The following is an 18,626-nucleotide window of genomic DNA, read 5'->3' on the forward strand; positions in this document are numbered from 1 at the left end:
CTCGATGGCTCCGCCGGTCTCACGACCAGCGGGGCCATCGGCATGTCTGCGACCATCGAGGCGGGTGGGCTCGCGCCCTGGCCCGGCGACGACGAAGGGGTCTGACGACCATGGGGCAGCTATTCGGTACCGACGGCGTGCGTGGGCTCGCCAACCGCGACGTGACGGCGGAGCTCGCGCTCGACCTGTCGGTCGCGGCCGCGCACGTGCTCGGGTCGCTCGGCGAGTTCGAGGGGCACCGGCCGCGCGCGATCGTCGGACGTGACTCGCGGGCGTCGGGGGAGTTCCTTGCCGCGGCGGTCTCCGCGGGGCTGGCCTCGGCGGGGATCGACGTGAACAACGTCGGCGTCCTGCCCACGCCGGCGGTCGCGTTCCTCACCGCCGCGCTCGGGGTCGACATCGGTGTCGTGCTCTCGGCGTCGCACAACCCGATGCCCGACAACGGCATCAAGTTCCTGTCGCGCGGCGGGCACAAGCTCGACGACGAGCTCGAGGCCGCCATCGAGGCGCGCATGGGCGAGCACTGGGAGCGCCCGCTCGGTGGCGACGTCGGACGCATCCGCGTGGACACGGGCCGCGCCGGCGAGCAGTACGTCGAGCACCTCGTGGGCACCATCGACGCCCCGCTGACCGGTCTGCGGATCGCGGTCGACTGCGCGAACGGTGCCGCGAGCGACGTGGGTCCGGTCGCGCTGCGGGCCGCGGGGGCCGACGTCGTCGTGATCAACGCGTCGCCCGACGGCCGCAACATCAACGAGAAGTGCGGGTCGACGCACCCCGAGCAGCTGCAGGCGGCGGTCGTCGCGTCGGGCGCCGACCTGGGCGTCGCGTTCGACGGGGACGCCGACCGCTGCCTGGCGGTGGACGCGTCCGGCGTGCTCGTGGACGGCGACCAGATCATGGGGATCCTGGCCCTGGCGATGCGCGACCGCGGCGACCTGGCGGACAACACCCTGGTCACGACGGTGATGAGCAACCTCGGCCTGAAGATCGCGATGCGCGACGCGGGGATCGCGACGGTCCTCACCGCGGTCGGCGACCGGTACGTGCTGGAGGCGATGCGCGCCGGCGGCTACTCGCTCGGCGGCGAGCAGTCGGGGCACATCATCATGGCCGCGCACGCGACCACCGGGGACGGCGTGCTGACCGCACTACAGCTCGCGGCCCGGGTCGCGGCGACCGGCGAGCCGATCGCGAAGCTCGCCAGCATCGTCCGCCGGCTCCCGCAGACGCTCGTCAACGTGCCCGGGGTCGACAAGGGCCGGGCCGACGCCGACGGTCCGCTGCTCGACGCCGTCCGGCTCGCCGAGGCGGGTCTGGGCGACACGGGCCGCGTGCTGCTGCGCCCGTCGGGCACGGAGGACCTGGTGCGCGTCATGGTCGAGGCCGGCACCCAGGCCGAGGCCGACCGGGTCGCGCACGAGCTGGCCGACGTCGTCAAGGAACGGCTGGCCCTGTGAGCGCGGCGCACTCCGGCCCCGAGTGGGACCAGGCGCTGCGCGATACCGCGCTGTGGATCATCGAGGCAGGGGCCCAGGGGGTCGCGCCCATCGTCCAGGCCGGGCACCCCGCGCTGCGGGCGGTCGCGACGCCCTACGACGCGCAGCTCTCCGACGAGGAGCTCACGGCGCTGCTCGAGGTCATGCACCGCACCATGCGGGCGGCGCCGGGCGTCGGCCTGGCCGCCCCGCAGCTCGGCCTGCCGCTCGCGATCGCGGTGCTGGAGGACCCGGGCACCCTGTCCGACGAGCACGCGCAGGTGCGCGAGCGCGAGGCCCTGCCGTACCGGGTGCTCGTGAACCCGTCGTACGAGCCGGTCGGCGACGTCCGCTCCTCCTTCTACGAGGGCTGCCTCAGCGTCGTCGGCTACACCGCCGTCGTGGCCCGGGCGCGACAGGTGCACCTGACCGGCCACGACGAGCACGGCGAGGAGGTCGACGAGCTGGTGACCGGCTGGTCGGCGCGGATCGTCCAGCACGAGACCGACCACCTGGGCGGCACGCTCTACCTGGACCGGGCCGAGCTGCGTTCCCTGGCGACGACCGACGGCTTCGGCGCACGCTGGGCCGCAGAGCCGCGGCCGGCGGGCGCGAGCCACGCTCTCGGGTTCCCGCTCGACTGAGGGTCTTCGTGGGTTGACCCCAGGGTAGAACCGGGGGCATCCCCCATGTCGGTGGCGACGGCGCGTGCCTAGCGTTGAGTGCGAGGGCGAGCCGGTCAGGACGCCCCGACGGAGGAGGCGCGCGGTGGTCGAAGCATGGGCCGTGGCCCTGGCGGGGTCGCCGTGGATCTTCCTGGTCGTGTACCTGTTCGCCACGGTCGACGGGTTCTTCCCGCCGATCCCCAGCGAGTCCGTCGTCATCGCGGTCGCCGCGCTCGCGGTCTCGCAGGGACACCCGAACCTGTGGCTCCTCGTCCTCGCGGCCGCGCTCGGTGCGTTCACCGGCGACCAGATCGCCTACCAGCTGGGCACCAAGGTCAAGGTGCACGAGGTCCGCATCTTCCGGTCCGCGCGTGCGCAGGCGGCGATCCGCTGGGCGCAGGACACGCTCGCGCGACGAGGGGCCGCGTTCGTCGTCGCCGCCCGGTACGTCCCGGTGGGCCGCGTGGCGGTCAACATGACGGCGGGCGCGGTGCGCTACCCCCGCCGACGGTTCGTCGGGCTCGCCGCGATCGCCTCGGCCTCCTGGGCGGTCTACGCGGCACTGATCGGCATCGGGGCGGGTGCGTGGTTCGGCAGCCACACGATGCTGGGCGTCGCGGTCGGGGTCGTCGGGGGCATCGCGCTCGGCCTCGTCATCGACCGGGTCATGCGGATGGTGCAGGTCGGCGAGAGTCCGACGCCGCCGGCCGTGCCCGCGGAGCCCGAGCGCGAGCTCGTCGGGTCGGCGTCGGGTGCCTCTTGACGGCCAGAGCCGGTCGCTGATGCCGGGCACGTATCGGGGCGGCTTACCGTTGTGGTGAACAACCGGCCGTACCGACGGTCGACGCACACCTCCGGAAGGGGACACAGGTGATCGAGGCATGGGCGCTCGCCCTGGCGGGGTCCCCGTGGATCTTCGTCGTCCTCTACCTGTTCGCCACCATCGACGGGTTCTTCCCGCCGGTCCCCAGCGAGTCGCTGGTGATCGCGCTCGCCGCCCTCGCGATCTCGAGCGGCGAGCCGAACATCTGGCTGGTGATGCTCTTCTCGGCGCTGGGCGCCTTCACAGGGGACCAGATCGCGTACCAGATCGGCACCAAGGTCAAGGTGCGCCAGCTCAGGATCCTCAGCTCGGCGCGCGGGCAGGCCGCGATCGACTGGGCCGAGCACACCCTGGCCAGACGCGGCGCGGCGTTCATCATCGCCGCGCGCTACGTCCCGGTCGGGCGCGTGGCCGTGAACATGACGGCCGGCGCCGTCGCCTACCCGCGGCGTCGGTTCGTCGGGCTCACGGCGCTCGCCGCCGTGACGTGGTCCGCCTACGCCGCCCTGATCGGCATCGGGGCGGGCGCCTGGCTCGGGGACCACATGTTCGTCGCCGTGGCCGTCGGGGTGGCGGGCGGCATCCTGCTGGGCCTTCTCATCGACTGGGTCATGCGCAGGCTGACCCACACGTCCGACGAGCTGCATCCCGACGCCGGGGCGACCGAGCCCGGGACGGCCGCGGCCGTCGACGAGGCTCCGCCGGTGCATCCGGTCACGGGACGCTCACGATCGGACCCCGCGGCCTAACGATCCGGTATCGCTCGGTCACTGCCGTCATGGCTGCCATTACTCTCGAAGAGTGCCGGCGGCGAGGACGGCACTCCCATCTCGTCTGACACCCGTGGGGGTGCGCCGCGGCATGGGTACCGGCGGCGAGGGGGACGGGCGAGATGGACGTGCGGGCGAGGTGGACGGCAGTCGTCGTGCTGCCCGCCGCCCTGCTCCTCGCCTCGTGCAGCAGCGCAGGACCCAGCGAGCCGACGACGCCGACCGCGGTCGTGGCACCGGCCGCCGACTGCATGTCGCCGGCGGTCCTGAACGACCTGGGCCTCGTCCCGGCGTCCGCCGAGGACGTCGAGCTGAGCCCGACCGCGTCACCCCAGCCCGGCACGGTGCCCGACGGCTTCGTGCCGGTGAGCGTCGTGGTCTGCACCCCGGACGGCTCCCTGCACGACGCCTCGGGGACCTGGCTCGCCCTGACGGCCAGCCATCGCGAGGGTGACCTCGAGCCGCTCGTCGCCGCCCTGCACGAGCCGTCCGCGCGGCGCGGGGGCACGTGCAGCTCCGGTCAGGTCCAGGCGCCCGCCCTGTGGCTCGTCGACGCCCTGGGTCGTGCGCTGCGCCCGACCTGGCCGACCGACCGCTGCGGTGAGCCCAGCGCCAAGGTCACGGAGGCCCTCGCGGCGCTCGAGGAGACCGACAACGAGAAGTACCCGGTCCAGGAGACTCCCTAGAGCTTGCGGAGCCGGACGCGCTGGACCGCGTGGTCGGGACCCTTGGTCAGGACGAGGGTGGCGCGGCTGCGTGTCGGCAGGATGTTCTCGAGCAGGTTGGGCGCGTTGATCGAGTCCCAGATCGACTTGGCCCGCTCGGCCGCCTCGTCGTCGCTCAGCGCGGCGAACCGGTGGAAGTACGACTCGGGCCGGGCGAACGCGGTCTCGCGCAGACGCAGGAACCGTTCGACGTACCACTGGCGCACGTCGCTGGTGCGGGCGTCGACGTAGATGGAGAAGTCGAAGAAGTCGCTGACGGCCAGGTTTGACGGGCCCTCCGACGAGGGTCGGGCCGGCTGCAGGACGTTCAGGCCCTCGACGATCAGGACGTCGGGGCGGCTGACCACGACCTCGCGACCCGGCACGATGTCGTAGGTCAGGTGGTCGTAGACCGGCACCTTGACCTCGGGCCGGCCCGCCTTGACCTGGGAGACGAACCGCAGCAGCGCGCGGCGGTCGTACGACTCCGGGAAGCCCTTGCGCTCCATCAGCCCCCGCCGGGCCAGCTCGGCGTTGGAGTAGAGGAACCCGTCCGTGGTGACGAGCTGGACGCGCGGCGTGGCGGGCCAGCGGGCCAGCAGCTCGCGCAGCAGGCGTGCGGTGGTCGACTTGCCGACGGCGACCGACCCGGCCACCCCGATCACGAACGGGGTGCCGCCGACGTCCTCGCGCAGGAACGTGCTCGACGCCGCGTGCAGGCCGCGGGTCGCCTCGATGTGGAGGTCGAGCAGGCGGGAGATCGGCCGGTAGACGACGTCGACCTCGGCCAGGTCGATGGGGTCGCCCAGCCCGGCGAGCCGTTCGACGTCGGCGTCGGTGAGCGGCAGGGGGGTCGAGGCGGACAGGCGCGCCCACGCGTCGCGATCGAGATCGACGAACGGGGTGGCCAGGCTGAGCGAGGGTGGCACGGGTCGATTGTGCCCGAGAGAGACTGACGGGGCTGCCGCAGCGCCCGAGGATAGACTCCCCGCCATGTGCGGAATCGTCGGGTACGTCGGAAGCCAGGTGGCCAGCGATCGTCCCCTGGACGTGGTGCTCGAGGGTCTGCGGCGGTTGGAGTACCGCGGCTACGACTCCGCGGGCGTCGCGCTGGTGAGCCCGGACGGCCATCTCGCGACCGCCAAGAAGGCCGGAAAGCTGGCCAACCTCGTCGAGGAGCTGGACCTCAACCCGCTCCCGACCTCGACTGCGGCGATCGGCCACACCCGCTGGGCGACGCACGGCGGGCCCACCGACGTGAACGCCCACCCCCACGTCGCCGGCAAGCTCGCGGTGATCCACAACGGCATCGTCGAGAACTTCGCGACGCTCAAGGCCGAGCTGATCGCGCAGGGCGTCGAGTTCCTCTCGGAGACCGACACCGAGGTCGCCGCGCAGCTCATCGCCCGCGCCTATGCGACCTCCGGCGACCTCACCACGGCGATGACCGAGGTGGCGCGGACGCTGCACGGCACGTTCACGCTGCTCGCCGTCCACGAGGACGCGCCGGACGTCGTGGTCGGTGCCCGGCACGACTCGCCGCTCGTCGTCGGCCTGGGGGACGGGGAGAACTTCCTGGGCTCCGACGTCGCCGCGTTCATCTCGCACACGCGCGAGGCTCTCGAGCTCGGGCAGGACCAGGTGGTCACCATCACGCCCGGGGCCGTCGCGGTCACCGGGTTCGACGGGCTGCCCGCGCACGCGCGGCGGTACACGGTCGACTGGGACGCCGCCGCCGCCGAGAAGGGCGGCTTCCGCTCGTTCATGGACAAGGAGATCCACGACCAGCCGCAGGCCGTCGCGGACACCCTCCTGGGTCGCACCGACGCACGCGGTCGCCTGGTCCTCGACGAGGTCCGCATCGAGGAGTCCGTGCTGCGGGCCGTCGACAAGATCGTCGTCGTCGCCTGCGGGACGGCCGCCTACGCCGGGCACGTGGCCAAGTACGCGCTCGAGCACTGGTGCCGGATCCCGGTCGAGGTCGAGCTCGCGCACGAGTTCCGCTACCGCGACCCGGTGGTCAACGAGCGCACCCTCGTCGTCGCCGTCTCGCAGTCGGGCGAGACGATGGACACGCTCATGGCCGTGCGGCACGCGCGCGAGCAGGGTGCCAAGGTGCTCGCGCTGGTGAACACCCACGGCTCGACGATCCCGCGCGAGTCCGACGCGGTCCTGTACACGCACGCCGGCCCGGAGATCGCCGTCGCCTCGACGAAGGCGTTCCTCGCGCAGATCACCGCGGCCTACCTGCTGGGCCTCTACCTCGCGCAGCTGCGCGGCAACAAGTACGCCGACGAGGTCGCCGAGATCCTCACCGAGCTGCGAGCGATGCCCGACAAGATCCAGCAGGTCCTCGACCGCGCAGGCCGCGTCCGCGAGATCGCCCGCTGGATGGTGGACACGCAGTCGGTGCTCTTCCTCGGCCGGCACGTCGGTTTCCCGGTGGCCATGGAGGGCGCGCTCAAGCTCAAGGAGCTCGCCTACATCCACGCCGAGGGCTTCGCGGCGGGCGAGCTCAAGCACGGACCGATCGCGCTCATCGAGCCGGGGCAGCCCGTGTTCGTCGTGGTGCCGTCGCCGCGCGGCCGCGACTCGCTGCACTCCAAGGTCGTCTCCAACATCCAGGAGATCCGCGCCCGCGGCGCCCGCACGCTCGTGATCGCCGAGGACGGCGACGAGGCCGTGCTCCCGTACGCCGACGAGGTGTTCTACGTGCCGCAGTCGCCGACCCTGCTCGCCCCGCTGCTGGCAGTCGTGCCGCTGCAGATCTTCGCCTGCGAGCTGGCCAGCGCCAAGGGCCTCGACGTCGACCAGCCGCGCAACCTCGCGAAGTCCGTGACCGTCGAGTGATCGTCGGTGTCGGCATCGACGTCGTCGACGTCGCGCGGTTCGTCGCGACGCTGCACCGCGTCCCCGCCCTGCGCGACAAGCTCTTCACGCCCGAGGAGCGCGAGATGCCCGAGACGTCGCTCGCCGCGCGGTTCGCCGCCAAGGAGGCGATCGCCAAGGCCCTCGGCGCGCCGGGCGGCATGAGCTGGCAGGACGCGACCGTCCGCCGGATCTCCGGCGCGCAGCCGGTCGTCGAGGTGGTCGGCACCGTCGCCGCCGCGGCGGCCGCGGCCGGCGTCGACCGGTTCCACCTGTCGATCTCGCACGACGCGGGCATCGCGTCGGCGGTCGTCGTCGCCGAGCGCGACTGAGCCCCTAGCGCAGGGCCGGGATGACCTGCTGCTCGAAGAGCTCGATGCCCGAGCGGTCGTAGGCGGCCTCGAGGAAGTACGTGATCGCGTAGCCGAGGCCCAGGTCCTTCAGGGCGTTCAGCTTCTCGACGATCTGCTCCGGCGTCCCGACCAGCGGTCCGTTGCGCAGGTTCTCGGCCTCCTCGGCCGCCTTCTCCGGGACCGTGTTCGACAGGTGCTCCTCCGCCCAGGCGACGCGGTCGTCGACGTCGGCCTCGGTCTCGCCGATGACCACGTTGTAGTTGGCCGACCGCGTGATCTCCTCGAACGGCCGCCCGATCTCGGCGCAGTGCCTGCGCAGGACGTCGGACTTGTGCGCGAAGCCCTCGGGCGAGCCGTCGAAGTTCGTGTACTGCGCGTGCTCCGCGGCGATGCGCAGGGTCTTCTGCTCGCCGCCGCCCGCGATCCACAGGGGCGGGCCGTCCAGCTGGAGGGGGAGCGGGGACAGCTGCGCGCCGTTGACCTGGTAGTAGCGGCCGTCGAGGGTCGCGGTGCCGTTGGTCCACAGCTGCTTGAAGATCTGCACGCCCTCGTCGAGCATGCCGATCCGCTCGCCCGCCCGCGGGAAGCCGTACCCGTACGCGCGCCACTCGTGCTCGTACCAGCCGGCCCCGATGCCCATCTCGACGCGTCCGCCGGAGATCACGTCGGCGGTCGTGGCGACCTTCGCCAGGTAGGCCGGGTTCCGGTAGGCCATGCACGTGCACATCTGTCCGAGGCGCACGCGGCTGGTCGACGCGGCGAAGGCGTTCATCAGGCTCCAGGCCTCGTGCACCGCCTCGCCGTTGGGCGGCTGGGGCACCGAGTGGAAGTGGTCGTAGACCCAGATGGACTCGTACGCGTCGCCCTCGTCGGCGTGGCGCGCGAGCCCGTTCATCACCGCCCAGTGGTCGTGGGGCTCGATGCCCGTGAGGTCCTGTCGCCAGCCTTGGGGGATGAAGAGTCCGAAGCGCATGGTCGGCACGTTACCCACCTGCGGCTCGCCCCGCCTGCGCGGACCAGACAGGATGGGCATGTGCTGGAGTCGTGGACGTCGTCGCAGGTCCGAGCCGCCGAGGCTCCGCTCCTGGATGCGGGGGAGCCGCTCATGGAGCGGGCCGCGTTCGCGCTGCACGTGCACGTGGCCGCAGCCCTGCGCGAGCGGCGCGGACGGGTCGGCGGTGCGCGGGTGCTCGTCCTGGCGGGGTCCGGCAACAACGGGGGTGACGCCCTGTACGCCGGGGCACTGCTGGCCAGGCGCGGGGTCGAGGTGCGCGCCGTGCTGGTCGGTGAGCGCGTGCACCAGGGCGGTCTCGCCGCGCTGACGAACGCCGGGGGCCGGGTCGTCGACGACCCGTGGGCGGCGGACCTCGTCCTCGACGGGCTCGTCGGCATCGGCGGTGACGGGTCGGGGCTGCGAGGCCGGGCGGCCGAGATCGTCCACGGCCTCCTCGGCGACCCGTTCGTCGTCGCGGTCGACGTCCCCTCGGGCATCGGCGTGGACGACGGCACCGCGACGGGCACCGTGCTCGACGCCGACCTGACGGTGACGTTCGGCGGTGCGAAGCCCGGGCTGCTCCTGCCGCCCGCGGCCCTGCACGCGGGTCAGGTCGAGGTGGTCGACATCGGCCTGGACCTCGGCGACGCACCCGCCGTCGTCCGGCTGCAGGACGCCGACGCGGCCGCGCTGTGGCCCGTACCGACGGCGGACGCGCACAAGTACACGCGCGGCGTGGTGGGCGTCGTGGCCGGGTCCCGCGCGTACCCGGGTGCGGCGATCCTCGCGACGAGGTCCGCGCTGCGGGCGGGCGTCGGCATGGTCCGCTACCTCGGCGACGTCGGGGAGCTCGTCGTCGCGACGAACCCCGAGGTCGTCGTCGGCAACGGACGGGTGCAGGCGTGGGTGTTCGGTCCCGGGGTCTCCACCGACGACGCGAGCCAGCGGCGCCGCATCCAGTACGCGTTCGAGCACGTGCTGACCGGCGGCGAGCCCGCGGTGATCGACGCGGGCGCGCTCGAGCTGCTGCCCGAGCGGGTGGGCCCGCACGCCGTGCTCACCCCGCACGCCGGTGAGCTGGCCACGCTGCTCACCGCGCGCGGTGAGACCGTCGACCGCGCGGCCATCGAGCGAGAGCCGTTGCGCTGGGCGCGACGGACCCATGACCTCACGGGAGCGACGGTCCTGCTCAAGGGACCGGTGACGCTGGTCGTCGGCGCGCACGGCGCCACCTACGCGCAGGCCGACGCGCCCGCGTGGCTCGCGACCGCCGGCGCGGGAGACGTCCTCGCCGGACTGCTGGGGGCCCTCCTGGCGGCCCGCGTCGAGGCGATCCACGAGGACCCGACCCTCGTGGCCGCGCTCGCGGCGACCGCCGCCCTCGTCCACGGCCGCGCGGCGCACCGGGCCAACCCGGGCGGCCCGATCTCGGCCACCGCCGTGGCCGAGGCGATCCCCGGCACCGTCGCGGCGCTGGTCGACGGTTCGTGAACGACGAGATCCGCGCCCGGCTGGACGCGCTGCTGGCCACGGGCGAGCGCCGGATCCTCGGGATCGTGGGAGCGCCGGGCGCCGGGAAGTCCACCCTCGCCGCGCAGGTGGTCCAGGTCGCCGGTCCGCGCGCCGTCGTCGTGCCCATGGACGGCTTCCACCTCGCGCAGACCGAGCTCGAGCGGACTGGTCGGGCCGACCGCAAGGGGGCGCCCGACACGTTCGACGCGGCCGGCTACGTGGCCCTGCTGCGGCGGCTGCGGTCGGAGCCCGGCACCGTCTACGCCCCGGAGTACCGCCGCGACCTGCGCAACCCCGTCGCCGGCGCGATCGCGGTTCCGCCGGACGTCCCGCTCGTGGTCACGGAGGGCAACTACCTGCTTCTCGACGAGCACGGGTTCGGGCCCGTCTCCGGGCTGCTCGACGAGTCGTGGTTCGTGGCGCTGCCCGACGACGTGCGCCTCGCCCGGCTCGTGGCCCGGCACGAGGCGTTCGGGAAGTCGCCCGAGGCGGCGCGTGCGTGGTCCTACGGTCCCGACGAGGTGAACGCCCGGCTCGTCGCCGCGACGGCGCACCGTGCGTCCCTGCGCGTCGAGGTGCGGTGAGCGGCAGTGCGAGACTGGACGCCGTGAGCCAGTTCCCCGCGCGCGCCGTCGTCGACCTCGCCGCGATCCGCGGAAACGTCGCCTCTCTGGCCGCGCACGCCCCGACCGCGCAGGTCATGGCCGTGGTCAAGGCCGACGCGTACGGTCACGGGCTGGTCCCCTCCGCGCGGGCCGCCGTCGCCGGTGGGGCGTCCTGGCTCGGCGCCGCGCAGGTGGCCGAGGCGCTCGAGCTGCGTCGCGCCGGGATCGCCGGCCCGCGCATCCTCACCTGGCTCTACGCCCCGGGTGCGCCGCTGCACGACGCCATCGAGGCCGACATCGACCTCACGGTGTCCGCGGCGTGGGCGCTCGACGAGGTGGCGGCCGCCGCGCGCGCCGTCGGGCAGACCGCGCGGGTCCAGCTCAAGGTGGACACCGGGTTGAGCCGCAACGGCCTGACGCCGGCCGACCTGGCGGACCTCCTGCCTGCCGCGCAGCGCCTGGAGGCCGAGGGGGCGATCGACGTCGTCGGGCTGTGGTCGCACCTCGCGATCGCCGACGAGCCGACCCACCCGACGGTCGCGCTGCAGGCGGAGGTGTTCGCGGACGCGCTCCAGGTCGTCGAGGGTGCCGGAGTGCGGCTCGAGGTGCGCCACCTGGCCAACTCCGCCGCGACCCTGACCAGCCCCGCGACCCACTACGACCTGGTCCGGCCCGGGATCGCCACCTACGGCCTCTCGCCTGTGCCGCAGCTCGGCGGCCCGGAGGAGTTCGGGCTGGTGCCGGCCATGACCGTCAAGGCCGAGCTGGCCAACGTCAAGCGTGTACAGGCCGGCACCGGCGTCTCGTACGGACATCTGTACGTCACCCGGCAGGACACCGTGCTCGGCCTCGTCCCGCTCGGGTACGCCGACGGGGTCCCCCGGCATGCGTCGGGCGGCCAGGAACGCCCCGGCGGGCCGGTCCTGGTCGGTGGCCGGACGGTCGGCATCGCCGGGCGCGTCTGCATGGATCAGTTCGTGCTCGACCTCGGGCCCGATGCCACCGAGCGGGCGGGCGACACGGTCGAGCTGTTCGGTACGGGGGCCGACGGTGGCCCGACGGCCGAGGACTGGGCCCGGGTGGCGGGGACGATCTCCTACGAGATCGTGACGCGACTGGGCGCACGCGTGCCTCGCGTGCACGTGGACGGGGAGTCGACGACGGGGGACGGTGCATGACCCAGGTACGACTCCCGGACGCGGAGGCCACCCGGGCGTTCGGGCGGGCGCTCGCGGGCGTGCTGCGCGCGGGCGACCTGGTGGTGCTCACGGGCGACCTGGGCGCCGGCAAGACGACGCTCACGCAGGGCATCGGTGCCGGGCTGTCGGTGCGCGGGCAGGTCGCGTCGCCGACGTTCGTGATCGCGCGCGTGCACCCGTCGCTGCAGGACGGGCCCCCGCTCGTGCATGTCGACGCCTACCGGCTGGGGTCCCTCGACGAGGTCGACGCGCTCGACCTCGACGCGAGCCTGGACGAGGCGGTGACGGTGGTCGAGTGGGGCGAGGGCTGGGTCGAGGGGCTGACCGAGGACCGCCTGGAGATCACGCTGCAGCGGCCGCGCGGTGGAACGTTGGAGAACCTCGACGACGCGGCGACAGGGGAGCGCATCGTGACACTGAACCCGGTCGGCGCCCGCTGGGCGGACGTGACCCTGCCCGGTTCGATGGCAGGCTGAGGCCGTGCCCGTCCTCGCCCTCGACACCTCCGCCGCCGTCGCCGTCAGCCTGACCGACGACGCCGGGGTCCTGCTCGCCGCCCGGTCCGACCAGCAGCAGCGGCACCACGCCGAGCTGCTCACCCCGATGATCGCCGCGGTGCTCGCGGACGCCGGGGTGGACCGCCGCGAGCTGACCTCCGTGGTCGTCGGCACCGGCCCCGCGCCCTTCACGGGCCTGCGCGTCGGGCTCGTGACCGCGCGCACGCTGGGCCTGGCTCTCGGCATCCCCGCCCGTGGCGTGCCCAGCCTCGACGCGATCGCGGCGGCAGCGTCGCGGACCCTGCCCGAGGGGACCGACGTCGTGGTCGCGACCGACGCCCGTCGTCGCGAGGTCTACTGGTCGTCGTACCGGCTCGCCGGCCCCGGGCGGATCGAGGTGCTCGTCCCGCCGTCGGTCGGGGCCGCCGCCGACGTCGTCCTGAACGGCGCGCTGGTGATCGGCCGCGGCGGATCCCTGTACGCGGACGTGTTCGCTCCGCCGGTCGACGGCCCGGTGGTCGCGCCGGTCGGTGCGGTCGCGCTGCAGCCCGCCCTCGACGGTCTGCTCGACCCCGACCCTGCGGAGCTGGCGCGCCTGTCGCTGCAGCGGGCCGACGAGGTCCTCGACACCGAGCCGCTGTACCTGCGCCGCCCGGACGCCGTGCCGCAGGCGGCCCGCAAGCGCGTGCTCGGATGACCACCCTCGTCCGGCCTCTGACCCACGACGACCTGCCCACGCTGGAGCGGCTCGAGGGCGAGCTGTTCGGCGCGGCGGCGTGGTCGCCGGAGGGGCTTGCCGACGAGCTCGTCGGACCCGGTCGGTGGTACGTGGGCGTCGAGCAGGACGGCGACCTCGTCGGGTACGCGGGTCTGTGGTTCGACGGCTACGACGCGCAGGTCATGACCATCGGCACCGAGGAGCGGTTCCAGGGCCGCGGGCTCGCCCGGCTCATGCTCGACAACCTCCTGGCGCGGGCGCGCGAGGTCGGTGCCGCCGTGGTCCTGCTCGAGGTCCGCGTCGACAACGAGCCGGCCATCCACCTGTACGAGAGCGTCGGGTTCGAGCGGCTGGGCAAGCGCCGCGCCTACTACCAGCCGGGAAACATCGACGCGTGGACCATGCGACTGGATCTGCGCGAGGGGGCCTCATGACCGACAGGGACAACGTGCTCGTCACGGCCGAGGCGTTGGAGGCGGAGCTGGCGGGGCCGAGACGCCCGGTGCTGCTCGACGTCCGCTGGGCGCTCGGCCAGACCGACGGCCACGAGCGCTACCTCGCGGGCCACCTGCCGGGTGCGGTCTACGTCGACCTGGAGACCGAGCTCGCGGACCCGCCGACCGCTCGCGACGGACGCCATCCGCTCCCGTCGGACCTGCAGTCGTCCGTGCGCCGCTGGGGCGTCACCGCGGACCGCCCGGTCGTCGCGTACGACGCGGTCGGCGGCATGTCCGCGGCGCGCGTCTGGTGGCTCCTGCGGTGGGCCGGACTGCGCGACGTCCGGCTGCTCGACGGCGGCCTCGGCGCGTGGACGGGACCGCTCGAGCCCGGCGAGGTCACGCCGCCGCCGAGCGACGTCGTCCTGTCCGGTGGCGCCCTCGAGACGATCGACGCCGATGCCGCCGCCGGCTGGGTGGGCTCGCTGCTCGACGCGCGTGCCGCCGAGCGGTTCCGTGGCGAGGTCGAGCCGGTGGACCCGCAGGCCGGCCACATCCCGGGTGCGCTCTCGTTCCCGACGGCGTGGCTGCTCGAGGCGGACGGCACGTTCTTGAGCACCGAGGCGCTGCGCGACAGGTTCGCGTCGCTGGACGGTCCGGTCGCCGTCTACTGCGGCTCCGGCGTCACCGCGGCGCACGAGGTCGCCGCGCTCGCGACGATCGGCATCGATGCCGCGCTCTACCCGGGCTCGTGGTCGCAGTGGTCGAACGACCCGGACAGGCCGGTAGCGACCGGGGCATGACGAAGGCCGCGACCAGTGGAGATCGCGGCCTTCGTCGGAACGGGGTAGGTCAGACCGTCTTGGCGATCTGGTTGTAGCTGAGGCGCTCGCCACGCGGGCGGTGCGTGCCGGTGCCCTCGACGTTGCCGACGTTGATGACGAACAGCGACTTCCAGCCGCTGTCGCCGAAGAACTCGGCGTCGACGCTCGGGAAGTCGAGGCCGGCCATCGGGCCCGCGCCGAGACCGGCGGCGCGCAGGCCGACGATCAGGTAGCCGGCCTGGATCAGCGCGCTGGTGCGGGCCATCTGGTCGCGCGTCTCGGGCTGGCCCTCGAGGACGTCCTTGAACGCCGCGGCGTGGGGCGCCAGCGTCGGGAGGTGCTCGTGGAAGCCGGTGTCCGCCGCGACGACGAGCGTGACCGGGGCGGCGAGCACGCGCTCGCGGTTGCCCTCGCTCATCAGGGCCGCGAGGCGCTCACGGGCCTCGGGCGTGCGCACGACGAGCAGGCGCAGCGGCAGCGTGTTCATCGCCGTCGGGCCCCACTTCACCAGGTCGTAGACCGAGGCGAGCTGCTCGTCCGTGACCTCGCCGGGGACGAACTGGGCGACGGTGCGCGCCTCGCGGAAGAGGAGGTCGGCGACGTCGTCGGCAACAGCCAGCGCGGGCGTCGGGAAGTCGAGGCCGTCAAGAACGGTGATGTCTGTGGTCATATCTGATTGAAGCATCAACTACTCACGGTTGTTCCGGGCGACGGGGTGAGGCGCGTCACGTCGTCGGCCCCGCCTAAACTAGGCCGCATGGCTGACCCCCTCGTGCTCGGGATCGAGACGTCCTGCGACGAGACCGGCGTCGCCCTCGTCCGTGGTCTCGACCTCCTCGTCGACTCCGTCGCCAGCTCGGTGGACGAGCACGCGCGGTTCGGCGGGATCATCCCGGAGATCGCCTCGCGGGCCCACCTGGAGGCCATGGTCCCGACGATCGAGCGCGCTCTGGCCACGGCCGACGTGTCGCTCGGCGAGGTGGACGCCATCGCGGTGACTGCCGGCCCGGGACTCGTCGGACCCCTGACCGTCGGGGCGTCGGCCGCCAAGGCGCTGGCTCTCGCGCTGGACAAGCCGCTCTACGGGGTCAACCACGTCATCGGGCACGCCGTGGTCGACGAGCTCGTCGACGGCGCGTTCCCGGACCGGGTGATGGCGCTGGTGGTCTCGGGTGGCCACTCCAGCCTGCTGCTCATCGACGACACCGTGAACGTCACCGAGCTCGGCTCGACGCTCGACGACGCCGCAGGGGAGGCCTTCGACAAGGTCGGCCGGCTGCTGGGTCTGCCCTACCCGGGTGGTCCGCACATCGACCGGCTGGCGCGGGAGGGTGACCCCACCGCGATCCGGTTCCCGCGCGGGCTCACGGCGCCCAAGGACCAGGCCGCCCATGCGGCGGACTTCTCGTTCTCGGGTCTGAAGACCGCCGTCGCCCGCTGGGTCGAGGCCCGCCAGGACGCCGGTGATGACATCCCGCTCAACGACGTCGCGGCCTCGTTCGCGGAGGCCGTGGCCGACGTGCTCACGGCCAAGACGATCGCGGCCGCGAAGAAGCACGGCATCGACACCCTCGTGATCGGCGGCGGGTTCTCGGCGAACTCGCAGCTGCGCGACATGGCGGCCAAGCGGTGCGCCGAGGCGGGCATCGTGCTGCGCATCCCGCCCATCCGGTACTGCACCGACAACGGCGCGATGATCGCCGCCCTCGGGTCAGCCGTCGTGCGCCGCGGCCTGCCGCCGTCGCCGCTGGACCTGCCGGTCGACTCGTCGATGCCGCTCACGCAGGTGCTCGTCTAGAGCGGACGTCCGGCCTTCAGCTCGGCGACCAGCGAGCGGACCACCGCGTCGAGCTCGCCGGCGTGACGCCGGGCGACCGCGCGCTGCCGCTGGTAGGACGCGCCGCGGCGCAGGATGACGCGCACCTGCTCGAGCTCGGCCTCGCAGCCGAGGCGTGCGGCCACCGGCGCCAGCTCGACCAGCCACCGGCCGATCGCGTCCGTGACCAGCTCCTCGTCGCCGGCCGCGTTCGTGATGATGATCGCGTCCATGCCGTAGCGCGCCGAGCGCCACTTGTTCTCCTGCGCGAACCACGGCGGGAGGGTCGGCAGGGTCTCGCCGCGGTCGAGCAGCGTGGAGAAGTGCTCGACGAAGCAGTGCGTCAGCGCCGAGATCGCCCCGACCTCGAGGAGGTTGGAGGCTCCGTCGGCGATCCGCATCTCGAGGGTCCCGAACCGCGGCGAGGGCCGGACGTCCCAGCGGACCTCGTCGAACTGGTCGATCACGCCCGTGTGCATCATGTCGCCGATGTACTGCTCGAGCTGCGCCCAGTCGTCGAACCCGAAGGGCAGGCCCGCGGTGGGCAGCTGCTGGAAGAGCAGCGCGCGGTTCGAGGCGTACCCGGTGTCCTTGCCGCCCCAGAACGGCGACGACGCCGACAGCGACTGGATGTGCGCGAACACCGTGAGCATCGCGCGGGAGATCGGGAGCACCTTGGCGCGGTCCTCGACGCCCACGTGCACGTGCACGCCGTAGATGAGCATCTGCCGGCCCCACCACTGCGTCCGGTCGATGAGGGTGGCGTAGCGCTGCTTGTCGGTGACGCGCTGCTGGGACCACTGTGCGAACGGGTGGGTCCCGCTGCCCATGAGCTCGATCCGCAGCGGCTGCGCGGCCTCGCCGACGATGTCGAGCGCGCGCTGCAGGTCGGCGACGGCCTCGGCGACGACCGTGCACTTCCCCGACCGCAGCTCGACGGTGTTGAGCAGCAGCTCCTGCGTGATCAGCGGGTGCTCGCCGCCGTCGGCGGGACGGACGGCGGCCAGGATCGTCTCGGCCGCCTGGCGCAGGTCGCCGGAGTCGGCGTCGACGAGTGCGACCTCCCACTCGATCCCGACGGTGGACCGTTCGGAGTGCGCGAACGGCAGCGTGACGGGTGCGGCCATCAGGCGGCCTCGACCACGAGCACCTGCTGGCTGCCCGCGACGCGCGTCAGGACGATGGTCGCGAAGGCGCTGCCGCGCAGGTCGAGCTGGCGTCGCAGCTGCTCCGGCACGACGGCGGTGCCGCGCTTCTTGATCGTCAGCCTCCCGACGTCCCGCTCCCGCAGGTACGTCTTGAGCCGCTTGAGCCCGAACGGCATGGTGTCGAGCACGCGGTAGGCCGTCGCGGTCGGCACGGGAGTCAGGACGTCGGAGGTCACGTACGCGATCGTGGGGTCGACGAGCCGGCCGCGCACCTGATCGGCCAGCTCGCCCACCAGTCCCGCACGGATCACGGCGCCGTCGGGCTCGTAGAGGTACGCGCCGACCTCACCGGACGGCGGCCGGTAGATGCCGTCCGGGTTGCTCGCCAGGATCGTGTGCGCCTGCCCGTCGCGGAGCACGAGCGCGGACCGTCCCGGCCCCTCGGGCGCCAGCGGACCGAACCACAGCCCGAGCTCGACGACGTCGCCGTCCACGGACACCCACTGCGCGTGCGCGTCCATCGGCAGGGCGGAGTGGGGGATGCCCGGTCCGAGCTTGAGCCCGAGCGCGGGCACCCTCTCGCGCAGCTCGAGCACCCTGTCCAACGCCGGCTCGTAGGCCGAGGGGTCGAACACCCGGCTTCCCGACGAGGTCCGGCGGGCCGGGTCGGCGTACACGCCGTCGACACCCTCGCCCTCGAGGTCCAGCGCGAGACCGTCCCCGTGGCGCACTTCGGCGTCGGGGAAGTGCCGCAGGTTCACGGTCGCGATCGCCGCGGTCGCCTCGTCCACGTCCGTGGCCAGCACCCGCAGCCCGATGCCGGCGAAGGCCATCGCGTCCGCGCCGATCCCGCACGTGAGGTCCGCGACGCGCGTGCTGCCGGCGTCGCGGTACCGCCGGGCGTGGTGCGCGGCGACGTTCAGGCGGGTGGCCTGCTCCAGCCCAGCGACCGTGAACAGCATCCCGCCGGCGAAGTCGCCGAACTTGGTCGTCGCCTTGGCCCGCAAGCGCGACTGCGTCAGCGCCGCCGCGACGAGCACGGGGTCGAGGCCCTCCTCCTTGAGGCGGGTCGAGAGCGCCATCGTGCGGGACTCGTCGTAGGGCGGCAACGCCGACAGCAGAGCCCAGCCGGTGGGGCTGAGGAGCTGGGAGAGGCCCTCGGAGTCCATGCCGCCGATCCTTGCACGGCGGGACTGTTCGCTGTCGGCAGTTGGC

At 73.3% G+C, this 18,626-nt stretch carries 20 protein-coding genes; 15 read left to right on the forward strand and 5 right to left on the reverse strand.

Annotation, left to right across the window (positions count from 1 at the left end):
* The first annotated feature begins 110 nt into the window (after positions 1-110).
* The 5 genes from glmM (at position 111) to AC1DUE_RS15110 (ending at position 4,422) form a co-directional block, all read left to right on the forward strand.
* Positions 111-1,460 carry a phosphoglucosamine mutase gene (glmM, locus tag AC1DUE_RS15090; RefSeq protein WP_477040222.1) on the forward strand — a complete coding sequence of 450 codons (1,350 nt, stop codon included), beginning with the start codon at positions 111-113 and terminating at the stop codon, positions 1,458-1,460.
* Positions 1,457-2,122 carry a peptide deformylase gene (locus AC1DUE_RS15095; RefSeq protein WP_477040223.1) on the forward strand — a complete coding sequence of 222 codons (666 nt, stop codon included), beginning with the start codon at positions 1,457-1,459 and terminating at the stop codon, positions 2,120-2,122. Before glmM ends, AC1DUE_RS15095 begins: the two co-directional genes overlap by 4 nt.
* 124 nt (positions 2,123-2,246) lie before the next feature.
* On the forward strand, positions 2,247-2,906 hold the full coding sequence (locus AC1DUE_RS15100) for a DedA family protein (protein ID WP_477040224.1): 660 nt from the start codon (positions 2,247-2,249) through the stop codon (positions 2,904-2,906).
* Between the two features lie 107 nt (positions 2,907-3,013).
* The gene (locus AC1DUE_RS15105; protein WP_477040225.1) at positions 3,014-3,715 is read left to right on the forward strand and encodes a DedA family protein; all 702 of its coding nucleotides are present in this window, start codon (positions 3,014-3,016) and stop codon (positions 3,713-3,715) included.
* Between the two features lie 149 nt (positions 3,716-3,864).
* Positions 3,865-4,422, forward strand: a complete 558-nt coding sequence (locus AC1DUE_RS15110) for a hypothetical protein (protein WP_477040226.1) — start codon at positions 3,865-3,867, stop codon at positions 4,420-4,422.
* On the opposite strand, the gene coaA is transcribed toward AC1DUE_RS15110, so the two are convergent.
* Positions 4,419-5,435 (reverse strand): type I pantothenate kinase, encoded by a 1,017-nt coding sequence (gene coaA, locus AC1DUE_RS15115; RefSeq protein WP_477040227.1) that lies wholly within the window; start codon positions 5,433-5,435, stop codon positions 4,419-4,421. The two genes, AC1DUE_RS15110 and coaA, sit on opposite strands and share 4 nt — an antisense overlap.
* Here coaA and glmS point away from each other — a divergent pair.
* Positions 5,434-7,290, forward strand: a complete 1,857-nt coding sequence (gene glmS / locus AC1DUE_RS15120) for a glutamine--fructose-6-phosphate transaminase (isomerizing) (RefSeq protein ID WP_477040228.1) — start codon at positions 5,434-5,436, stop codon at positions 7,288-7,290. The two genes, coaA and glmS, sit on opposite strands and share 2 nt — an antisense overlap.
* A complete protein-coding gene (locus tag AC1DUE_RS15125; RefSeq protein ID WP_477040229.1) occupies positions 7,287-7,640 on the forward strand; it encodes a holo-ACP synthase in 354 nt (117 codons plus the stop codon). The genes glmS and AC1DUE_RS15125 overlap by 4 nt, the downstream gene beginning before the upstream one ends.
* A gap of 4 nt (positions 7,641-7,644) precedes the next feature.
* Here AC1DUE_RS15125 and AC1DUE_RS15130 read toward each other — a convergent pair whose 3' ends face one another.
* Entirely contained in the window at positions 7,645-8,634 is a 990-nt protein-coding gene (locus AC1DUE_RS15130; protein WP_477040230.1) for an LLM class F420-dependent oxidoreductase, read from the reverse strand.
* Between the two features lie 60 nt (positions 8,635-8,694).
* Here AC1DUE_RS15130 and AC1DUE_RS15135 point away from each other — a divergent pair, with 60 nt between their 5' ends.
* The 7 genes from AC1DUE_RS15135 to AC1DUE_RS15165 are packed head-to-tail and all read left to right on the forward strand — an operon-like array spanning position 8,695 to position 14,426.
* Entirely contained in the window at positions 8,695-10,146 is a 1,452-nt protein-coding gene (locus AC1DUE_RS15135) for a bifunctional ADP-dependent NAD(P)H-hydrate dehydratase/NAD(P)H-hydrate epimerase (protein WP_477040231.1), read from the forward strand.
* Positions 10,143-10,751 carry a nucleoside/nucleotide kinase family protein gene (locus AC1DUE_RS15140; protein ID WP_477040232.1) on the forward strand — a complete coding sequence of 203 codons (609 nt, stop codon included), beginning with the start codon at positions 10,143-10,145 and terminating at the stop codon, positions 10,749-10,751. Before AC1DUE_RS15135 ends, AC1DUE_RS15140 begins: the two co-directional genes overlap by 4 nt.
* 23 nt (positions 10,752-10,774) lie before the next feature.
* Positions 10,775-11,950, forward strand: a complete 1,176-nt coding sequence (gene alr / locus AC1DUE_RS15145) for an alanine racemase (protein ID WP_477040233.1) — start codon at positions 10,775-10,777, stop codon at positions 11,948-11,950.
* Complete coding sequence (gene tsaE / locus AC1DUE_RS15150) at positions 11,947-12,447, forward strand: tRNA (adenosine(37)-N6)-threonylcarbamoyltransferase complex ATPase subunit type 1 TsaE (protein ID WP_477040234.1); 501 nt, start codon at positions 11,947-11,949, stop codon at positions 12,445-12,447. Before alr ends, tsaE begins: the two co-directional genes overlap by 4 nt.
* Before the next feature lie 4 nt (positions 12,448-12,451).
* On the forward strand, positions 12,452-13,165 hold the full coding sequence (gene tsaB, locus AC1DUE_RS15155; RefSeq protein WP_477040235.1) for a tRNA (adenosine(37)-N6)-threonylcarbamoyltransferase complex dimerization subunit type 1 TsaB: 714 nt from the start codon (positions 12,452-12,454) through the stop codon (positions 13,163-13,165).
* Positions 13,162-13,620 carry a ribosomal protein S18-alanine N-acetyltransferase gene (rimI, locus tag AC1DUE_RS15160; protein ID WP_477040236.1) on the forward strand — a complete coding sequence of 153 codons (459 nt, stop codon included), beginning with the start codon at positions 13,162-13,164 and terminating at the stop codon, positions 13,618-13,620. The genes tsaB and rimI overlap by 4 nt, the downstream gene beginning before the upstream one ends.
* Entirely contained in the window at positions 13,617-14,426 is an 810-nt protein-coding gene (locus AC1DUE_RS15165; RefSeq protein ID WP_477040237.1) for a sulfurtransferase, read from the forward strand. Before rimI ends, AC1DUE_RS15165 begins: the two co-directional genes overlap by 4 nt.
* Before the next feature lie 49 nt (positions 14,427-14,475).
* Here AC1DUE_RS15165 and AC1DUE_RS15170 read toward each other — a convergent pair whose 3' ends face one another.
* A complete protein-coding gene (locus tag AC1DUE_RS15170; RefSeq protein WP_477040238.1) occupies positions 14,476-15,117 on the reverse strand; it encodes a malonic semialdehyde reductase in 642 nt (213 codons plus the stop codon).
* Between the two features lie 87 nt (positions 15,118-15,204).
* On the opposite strand from AC1DUE_RS15170, the gene tsaD reads away from it, so the two are divergent.
* A complete protein-coding gene (gene tsaD, locus AC1DUE_RS15175) occupies positions 15,205-16,245 on the forward strand; it encodes a tRNA (adenosine(37)-N6)-threonylcarbamoyltransferase complex transferase subunit TsaD (RefSeq protein ID WP_477040239.1) in 1,041 nt (346 codons plus the stop codon).
* Here tsaD and AC1DUE_RS15180 read toward each other — a convergent pair.
* A complete protein-coding gene (locus tag AC1DUE_RS15180) occupies positions 16,242-17,390 on the reverse strand; it encodes a glutamate--cysteine ligase (protein WP_477040240.1) in 1,149 nt (382 codons plus the stop codon). The two genes, tsaD and AC1DUE_RS15180, sit on opposite strands and share 4 nt — an antisense overlap.
* Positions 17,390-18,580 carry a class I SAM-dependent methyltransferase gene (locus tag AC1DUE_RS15185; protein WP_477040241.1) on the reverse strand — a complete coding sequence of 397 codons (1,191 nt, stop codon included), beginning with the start codon at positions 18,578-18,580 and terminating at the stop codon, positions 17,390-17,392. The genes AC1DUE_RS15180 and AC1DUE_RS15185 overlap by 1 nt, the downstream gene beginning before the upstream one ends.
* Between the last annotated feature and the right edge of the window lie 46 nt (positions 18,581-18,626).

It is taken from the genome of Cellulomonas sp. P4_A2 (genome assembly GCF_056402515.1).

Coding starts and splice junctions, on each gene's coding strand:
- glmM (WP_477040222.1), top strand. CDS start 111: ATGGGGCAGCTATTCGGTACCGACGGCGTGCGTGGGCTCGCCAACCGC.
- glmS (WP_477040228.1), top strand. CDS start 5,434: ATGTGCGGAATCGTCGGGTACGTCGGAAGCCAGGTGGCCAGCGATCGT.
- coaA (WP_477040227.1), bottom strand. CDS start 5,435: ATGGCGGGGAGTCTATCCTCGGGCGCTGCGGCAGCCCCGTCAGTCTCT.
- AC1DUE_RS15130 (WP_477040230.1), bottom strand. CDS start 8,634: ATGCGCTTCGGACTCTTCATCCCCCAAGGCTGGCGACAGGACCTCACG.
- tsaE (WP_477040234.1), top strand. CDS start 11,947: ATGACCCAGGTACGACTCCCGGACGCGGAGGCCACCCGGGCGTTCGGG.
- rimI (WP_477040236.1), top strand. CDS start 13,162: ATGACCACCCTCGTCCGGCCTCTGACCCACGACGACCTGCCCACGCTG.
- AC1DUE_RS15165 (WP_477040237.1), top strand. CDS start 13,617: ATGACCGACAGGGACAACGTGCTCGTCACGGCCGAGGCGTTGGAGGCG.
- AC1DUE_RS15170 (WP_477040238.1), bottom strand. CDS start 15,117: ATGACCACAGACATCACCGTTCTTGACGGCCTCGACTTCCCGACGCCC.
- tsaD (WP_477040239.1), top strand. CDS start 15,205: ATGGCTGACCCCCTCGTGCTCGGGATCGAGACGTCCTGCGACGAGACC.
- AC1DUE_RS15180 (WP_477040240.1), bottom strand. CDS start 17,390: ATGGCCGCACCCGTCACGCTGCCGTTCGCGCACTCCGAACGGTCCACC.
- AC1DUE_RS15185 (WP_477040241.1), bottom strand. CDS start 18,580: ATGGACTCCGAGGGCCTCTCCCAGCTCCTCAGCCCCACCGGCTGGGCT.